The sequence below is a fragment of the Lutimaribacter marinistellae genome, from assembly GCF_042648365.1.
Taxonomy (GTDB): domain Bacteria; phylum Pseudomonadota; class Alphaproteobacteria; order Rhodobacterales; family Rhodobacteraceae; genus Lutimaribacter_A; species Lutimaribacter_A marinistellae.
In genome coordinates this window covers 600-3,152 of record NZ_JBHRXI010000043.1, presented here as the reverse complement: position 1 = coordinate 3,152, position 2,553 = coordinate 600, and the positions used below count along the sequence as shown (strand labels likewise).

Below are 2,553 nucleotides of genomic sequence, written 5' to 3'. Positions count from 1 at the left end.
CGCGTGGCAGACCCGCCCGCAGGTCTCGGCCGCGATCAGCGTGGTGCCCGATCCGCAGAACGGCTCGTAAACGACCTGTCCCGGGCTCGCGTTGTTCAGCATCGGGCGCCGCATGCACTCCACCGGCTTCTGCGTGCCGTGGATGGTCTGCGCATCCTGGTCGCGGCTGGGGATCTGCCACAGCGTCGACTGCGTGCGGTCGCCCGACCAATGGCCCGTGCCGCGCACGCAATACCAGGCCGGCTCGTGCTGCCAGTGATAATGGCCCCGCGACAGCACCAGCCGCTCCTTGGCCCAGATGATCTGGCTGCGGATGGTAAAGCCGCAGGCCTCGAGGCTCTCGGCCACGGTGCCCGCGTGCAGCGCCCCGTGCCAGACATAGGCGACATCGCCCGGAAAGAGCGCCCAGGCCTCCCGCCAGTCGGCGCGGTCGTCATTGGCGACCTTTCCCACGCGCCTCGTCTTCGCCGCCCCGGTCTCGTTACGCCAGGCCGGGTCGTAGCGCACCCCATAGGGCGGGTCCGTGACCATCAGGTGCGGGGCCACGCCGCCAAGCAGGCGCGTCACATCCGCCGCCTGCGTGGCATCGCCGCAGAGCAGCCGGTGCGGGCCGAGGCACTACAGGTCGCCCGGGCGGGAAACGGGAGTCTCGGGCGGCTCGGGCGTCGCCTCTTCCCGCGGGTCGGCCGCGCCATGCGCGAGGAGCGCATCGAGCTCCGCCCCCTCGAAGCCCAGCTCCCCGAGATCGACGCCCAGATCCGCGAGATCGCCCAGCTCCAGCGCCAGCAGCTCCCGGTCCCACCCGGCCTGCTCGGCCAGCCTGTTGTCGGCGAGGATATAGGCCCGCTTCTGCGCCTCGGTCAGATGCGCCAGCTCGATCACCGGCACCTCCGCCATCCCCAGCCGGCGCGCCGCCTCCACCCGGCCATGACCCGCGATGATGCCGTTCGCCCCATCGACCAGCACCGGGTTGTTGAAACCGAACTCCCGGATCGAGCCCGCGATCAGCGCCACCTGCGCCTCCGAATGCGTCCGCGCATTCCGCGCGTAGGGGATCAGCGCCTCTACCGGCACCTGCCGGATCGCCACCGCACGCCTGTCCACCTTCGCCGCCATGCACCCGCCGCTCCTTTGATCGCGCCTGTCTATCTGCACTGCGGAGAGTATACCACGAGGCATAACCCCATGTAATCATGACAGTTTCCGACAATGAGCGACAGGAGCCGCCAAGGCGGACGGAAGCCGACGCAACGGACCAGCGCCGGACACTCATGGCTTAGCGCTCAAGACCAGGCGTCAGACCGCCACTCGACGTCATCGCCCAATCCGCTTTCCAGCTGTCCTCTCGCATCCTCGGCCGTGCCCGACAGCCAGTATGCAGATTGCCAGGACCGCCCGCGCCCGGGTCGTCTGTAGGCAGCCGATTTAAGCGACATCTCCCTATAAGAACCCTTCATAGGGTTTTGTCGCTTAAATCCCGATCGCTCGAACTCCTTCTGCGATTGTTTTTCGTTCCGGAAGAGATCGGGATGCAAGACCGCCGCATCCCCCGGACTGTCGGTCGCAATCCCACGAAGCAACATCTTCTGGAGCACATCCGGCTGCTCCAGTTCCCGGGTCGTCAGCCGGTCATAGTCGAGCGGCAGCGCGACATCGGCGAGCACATGCACCTCCAGTGGATGGTCCCCTGACCGGTTCACGCCACGGCCCCGGCCGATCACCTGCACGAGTTCGTCATCGCAGATCGCCGCACGCAGGATTTCCGCCGTCTCGTCATCATGGCGTACAACCGCGAGACCGCGGGGAGGACCTGCGCGCATGTGGACGCCCACCTGGTCGGTCACGTAGACCGATGACGCGACATTCCCGAACAGGACCTGCGCCAGCGCCTCGGCCTCCTGGCTCGGGGGCAAGGGCCGACCGATGCTGATGAGCATGGCCACGTCCCTGTAGATGTCGAGCCCCGCGACCGCGTTGAAATGGGCCGTGACCACGTTGGGAATGGCGGCAAAGGCGTCCTCGATCGCCTGGTCGGTCACGATGAGGACCTCCGCCGGAAAGACCCGGCGCGCGTGCCAGGCAACGTAATCGACGCATTCCTGCAGACGGTTGGCCCGGCGCTGCGCCTCGGCGGGCAAGAGGTCGGAGCCCGGGCAGAGCATCGACTTGCCGAAGCTGCCCGCGACGTGCCGGACATGCATGTGCGGCGTGGCGACATCGACATGCTCGACCGGCATCGGCGGAAGGATGCATCCCGCCAGCTCCGGTCTCAGCGTCACGTCGAGATGCAGCACGGGCTTTCCGCGGAGACTGTCATGCAGGCGCTTTACCCGGCGCATCTCGATCACCTGCCGGCCATCCGACCCGGCATCGCGCACCCGCAGGGACTGACCCGGATGGTCCCAAGTGGTGGCGCCGACATCAATCAGGCACGAGTATCATTCTGGTCAAAGCGTCGAAACTTCTGTGACAGCATCGCCCTTGTGACTTAGCTGTGGGCGTGTCCTCTCCTGGCTTCATTGCCAGTTGAAGGCTTCCTTAGTTCCTGTCGGT

Annotated in this window: 1 protein-coding gene and 1 pseudogene; both read right to left on the bottom strand. The window is 66.7% G+C overall.

Annotation, left to right across the window (positions count from 1 at the left end; genetic code table 11):
- Positions 1 to 1,116, bottom strand: a pseudogene (locus tag ACFORG_RS20460) (site-specific DNA-methyltransferase); the annotation flags it as partial.
- Positions 1,117 to 1,283: 167 nt separating this feature from the next.
- Positions 1,284 to 2,339 (bottom strand): hypothetical protein, encoded by a 1,056-nt coding sequence (locus ACFORG_RS20455; RefSeq protein ID WP_386737427.1) that lies wholly within the window; start codon positions 2,337 to 2,339, stop codon positions 1,284 to 1,286.
- Between the last annotated feature and the right edge of the window lie 214 nt (positions 2,340 to 2,553).